The organism is Sulfurihydrogenibium yellowstonense SS-5, from assembly GCF_000173615.1.
Classification (GTDB): Bacteria; Aquificota; Aquificia; order Aquificales; family Hydrogenothermaceae; genus Sulfurihydrogenibium; species Sulfurihydrogenibium yellowstonense.
Window position 1 is genome coordinate 1 of sequence record NZ_ABZS01000127.1, and the last position, 4,996, is coordinate 4,996.

At 31.9% G+C, this 4,996-nt stretch carries 4 protein-coding genes and 1 pseudogene; 3 read left to right on the plus strand and 2 right to left on the minus strand.

Features of this window, described 5'->3' with window-relative positions; translation table 11 throughout:
- Nucleotides 1-434 precede the first annotated feature (434 nt).
- Complete coding sequence (locus SULYE_RS05795; RefSeq protein WP_007547466.1) at nt 435-1,454, minus strand: agmatine deiminase family protein; 1,020 nt, start codon at nt 1,452-1,454, stop codon at nt 435-437.
- Between the two features lie 3 nt (nt 1,455-1,457).
- Entirely contained in the window at nt 1,458-1,871 is a 414-nt protein-coding gene (locus tag SULYE_RS05800) for a hypothetical protein (RefSeq protein WP_007547468.1), read from the minus strand.
- Nucleotides 1,872-1,967: 96 nt separating this feature from the next.
- On the opposite strand from SULYE_RS05800, the gene mnmG reads away from it, so the two are divergent.
- The 3 genes and pseudogenes from mnmG to SULYE_RS05815 all read left to right on the plus strand — a co-directional run bounded on the left by mnmG (nt 1,968) and on the right by SULYE_RS05815 (nt 4,989).
- Nucleotides 1,968-3,830, plus strand: coding sequence for a tRNA uridine-5-carboxymethylaminomethyl(34) synthesis enzyme MnmG (gene mnmG / locus SULYE_RS05805; protein ID WP_007547470.1), 1,863 nt, complete (start codon nt 1,968-1,970; stop codon nt 3,828-3,830).
- Between the two features lie 204 nt (nt 3,831-4,034).
- Nucleotides 4,035-4,313 (plus strand): annotated as a pseudogene (locus SULYE_RS05810) (integrase core domain-containing protein); the annotation flags it as partial.
- Nucleotides 4,314-4,371: 58 nt separating this feature from the next.
- Complete coding sequence (locus SULYE_RS05815; RefSeq protein WP_007547472.1) at nt 4,372-4,989, plus strand: efflux RND transporter periplasmic adaptor subunit; 618 nt, start codon at nt 4,372-4,374, stop codon at nt 4,987-4,989.
- Nucleotides 4,990-4,996: the final 7 nt, after the last annotated feature.

Consider the following 4,996-nt stretch of genomic DNA (forward strand, 5'->3'; position numbering starts at 1 on the left):
GTTTTAGGTTCAATGTATTATATTCCTAAGTATATATTTATATCAGAGAAAGATTTTAGACTTAAGAAAAATCAAAAAAGAATAAAAACGAAAGGAGTTAAGAAAGTAGAAACTCAAAAGTGGTAAAATATATTAACAATATGTCAGGATGAGAAACTCAGTAATAAGTAGGAAGACTTTACAAAAATCAAAATTGTCATTCTGCAGCCGGCGAAGGATCTCATGTTTTTTTCTTTTGAAGTTAAAAATCAAAAGAGAGATGCTTCGGACTTCGTCCTCAGTATGACAAGGAAAGGCAAATTTACAGAAATTTTTGAACACCCTTACAAGTAGGAGATTCTTCTCCGGCTACAGAATGAAGATATTTGTTTTTGGAATGGTCTAAAGTTATAATTAACAAAAACATATAAACTCTTTCTAATATTATCATCGTATCATACATATGGAATCTGTTGAGTCAGGCAATGAAATGTGCCAAGTCCAACAACTATATCAGAAGCATCTATTCCAACAACCGCTCTGTCTGTAAAAACTGATTGTAATATTTCTAAAGCTATTTTGTCTTTATCACAGTTAAAGATTGGAACAATAACATATTTATTTGATATATAAAAATTGGCATAGCTTGCCGGGAGTCTATCTCCTTTATAATAAACAGGGTCTGGCATTGGTAGCGTGATTATGTTTAATTTATTTCCTTTTATATCCGTAAATGTTTTTAGCATTTCATAATTTTCTTTTAAAATAGGATAGTTTTCATCATTTGGATTCTCTTCAACTACAGTTATTACGGTATTTTCATTTATAAATCTTGTGATATCATCTATATGTCCGTCAGTATCATCACCAACTATACCCTCTTTAAGCCATAGTATTTTTTCAACGCCAAAGTAATACTTTAAATTTTCTTCAATCTCTTCTTTTGACATGTTTGGATTTCTATTTGGATTTAAAAGACAAGATTCGGTAGTAAGCAATAGGCCATTTCCGTTTACATCAATAGAACCACCTTCTAAAACCATGTCTATTTCTATTCTTTCAACATTTAGATATTCGGCCATTTTCTTAGGGATTTCGTTGTCTAATTCGTATGGATATTTTCCACCCCAAGCATTAAATTTAAAATCAAGTGCAACAAGTTTATTTTCATCTCTATCTACAACGAAAATAGCTCCATGGTCTCTACACCATGCGTCGTTAGTAGGGAATCTGTGTATGAATACATTGTTTAAATTTGCTCTTTTGTCTTTTAATCTTGATAATACATCATTTTCCATTTCTTCGTCATTTACATTTATATGAACTTCTTCACATTCGGACAAAAGCTTTACCATATCTGTGTATTTATCTCTTACGTTATCTATTTTCTCAAAAAATGTGTCGGGGTTATGTGGATAAGATAACCAAGTTCCTTTGTGTTTACTCCACTCCGGGGGCAGGTATAGCTTCCTCAACTTTTACCTCGTCAACAGCATTCTAAGATATGTGTTTGTTAATCCATATTGAATTTTAATTACTATTATCTGATTATCCTTTTGAAATGCTAAAATTGCATCTTTGCCGATTAAAGCAGAAATTTTTTTCCAACCGGCTTTTGGCATTTCTCTGTCGTAAAAATTAACTAAATCTTGAATATAACCTTCACCTTTGTAAATGAGATATGCTCGATAGATGTTTTCACTTTCAAATATAAGAGATTCATTTTCAATTAACTGGAAGTTTGAAGGAATGATAAAGCTATAATCTCCTTTTCTTTCTGTTTTAGCTACAAAACTAACAGGTGCATTAGGCTGGATAACAATTTCATTAGAAGCACAAGAAGATAAGATTAAAGATGTTAATAATCCAGATAAAAAAATAATTTTTTTCATGATAAACTCCTTTCAAACTACTTAAAATAGCATAAATTATTTTGATATAATTTTAACAGAATTACAAAAGCTTAACAAGTTAATAGGAGGTTTCAATTGGTTTACGATATAGAGTATGATGTAGTTGTGATTGGTGGTGGTCATGCAGGCATTGAGACTGCTTTAGCTTCTGCAAAGCTTGGGGCAAAAACTGCCTTAATTACGATCGATAAAGAAAAAATCGGATTAATGCCATGTAATCCGTCGATTGGCGGAATAGCTAAGGGAATTGTAGTTAGAGAAGTTGATGCTCTTGGTGGTGAAATGGCAAAAGCCATAGACCAAACAGGTATTCAATTTAAAGTTTTAAATACAAGGAAAGGACCTGCTGTAAGGTCTCCAAGGGCTCAAGCAGATAAGGAAGAATACAGAAGATATATGGTTAATAAAACTAATAACACAGAAAATCTTACAGTCATAGAAGATGAAGTTATTGACATAGTTTTAAAAGAAAATAAAAACGAAGTTGATGGAGTTATCACAGATAAGGGTTTAAAAATAAAAACGAAAGCAGTAGTTGTTACAACCGGAACTTTTTTAAACGGTCTTATACATATAGGAGATAAAAGATTTCCGGCTGGAAGAATGGAAGAAAAACCATCTACCAAACTTCCTGAATTTTATAAAAGAGCTGGCTTTGAATTATTTAGATTTAAAACAGGTACGCCTGCAAGACTTGACAAAAATACAATAAACTTTTCAATACTTGAAGAAGCACCGGGAGACAACCCACCACCTAAATTTTCTTTCTGGACTGAGCCAAAAGGCTCTTATTGGTTTAAAGAAAAAGACCAAATACCATGTTATATTACATACACAACACCGGAAACTCACAGAATCATAAAGGAAAATCTACATAGAACAGCACTTTATGGCGGAGCCATCACAGGTATTGGACCAAGATACTGTCCATCCATAGAAGATAAAATCGTAAAATTTGAAGGTAAAGACAGGCATACTGTATGGTTAGAACCGGAAACAAGAGATGGAATTAGTATATATCCAAACGGTTTAAGTACATCATTGCCTGAAGAAATTCAATGGCAGATGTATAGAAGTATACCAGGACTTGAAAATGTGGTCTTGCTAAAGCCGGCATATGCCATAGAGTATGATATTGTAATGCCAACAGAACTTTATCCAACCTTAGAAACAAAAAGAATTAGAGGACTTTATCACGCAGGAAACTTTAACGGAACAACGGGTTATGAAGAAGCTGCGGGTCAAGGAATAGTAGCAGGAATTAACGCAGCTTTAAGAGCCCTTGGCAAAAATGAACCATTTATAATTAAAAGAGATGAAGCATACATCGGGGTTATGATAGATGACCTTACGACAAAAGGTGTAATTGAACCATACAGACTCTTCACTTCACGTTCAGAATACAGATTACATCTAAGACAAGATAACGCAATTTTAAGACTATATCAAAAAGCTTACAATATAGGAATGCTCAATGAAGAAGAGTATAAATTTGTCAAAGAAACAGAAGAAGAAATTAGGAATTGGATAAACACATACAAAGAAACATTTATCAAAGATGGAGATAAAAAAGTCTCTATTTTTACTTACTTACAAAAACCAGAAGTTGATATTCAAAAGCTAAAAGAGATAGGAATTGCTGTTCCGGAAAGCGATTACATACAAGAAGAGATAGAAATTAATGTTAAATATGATGGTTATCTTGAAAGAGAAGAAAAATTAAATGAAAAAATGAAATACTTAGAAGGTATAAAAATTCCGGAAGATATAGATTATAGCCAAGTGGCAGGATTGAGAAAAGAGATAGTTCAAAAACTAACCAAATTTAAGCCAATGACCCTTGGACAAGCTTCAAGATTAGAAGGAATTACTCCTGCAGCAATTACTGCATTATTAGTTCATATAGAGAAGATGAGAGAAAAAAGAAAAACTGGATAAAATGATTTATTAAGATATTATTCGACGACTGCAGAATTACGAAATATTAGTATCATAGTAGATTAAAGCTTTATTAATGACAAATGTTGGCATCTATGTCTAAAGTTTATTGTTGAATCTCCTCCTGTCATAACAAGAACTATGGTCAGGAGAATCCATTTTTAAATTCTATAAAAATCGCCGACTTCTTGCTCTCAAAGAAACAAACATTATTTTAACTATCCAAGATATCCAAAAGGACAAGCATATGTAGAGAGAATGAATAGGACATTATAAGAAGAGTTTGTCATGTACTATGAAGATTGTGAATTAGAAGATATTCATGAGTTTAATAAAAAGATGTTGCAATATATGCTATGGTATAACATAGAAAGACCTCATCATAGTTTAAACAAAAAATCACCTTTACAATACTTTTGTGATATTATGAATTCAAATAAATCGGAATTTTCCCAAACTGGTATGACTTATACATCTCCTTGACACTATTTATTTCGTTGTCGTATAATTATGACTGATAAATCAGTCAAAGAGGATTTAAATGAAAAATAAAATCATTCCAATACTAATAGCCATAGCAATTTTGGCTGTCGGGTTATTTATAGTCAAGTCTATAAATCCTAAAAAACAAGAACAACCAAAACAAAAACCTGCACCGGTTGTAAAAGTCTTGGAGTTAAAATCTCAAGAAATTCCAATAATCTATACAGCAAATGCGACATTACAAGCAAAAACATCAGCAACCTTAAAACCACAAGTTAATGGTAGAGTAATAAAATTGTTTGTAGAGGAAGGACAGTATGTCAAAGCAGGACAGCCACTTGCAATGATCCAACCAGAAAAAGAACAATACCAAGTAGAATCACAAATTTCAGTTATAGAGCAACTTAGGGCAAACTATTTGAATAAAAAAGCTATATATGAAAGAAGAAAACAGCTGTTTGAAAAGGAACTTATAGCCAAAGAAGAAGTTGACAATGCTAAAACAGATATGGAGATTGCTTTAAATCAACTACGTTCAGCTGAAGCAACATTAAAAGAGTATCAAAGACAGAAAAATGAAACAGTTATAAAAGCCCCATTTGATGGAATTCTTGATAAAAGATTTATAAGCATTGGAGATTATGTAGATAGTCAAACACAAATGTTTTATATTTAAAGCTATC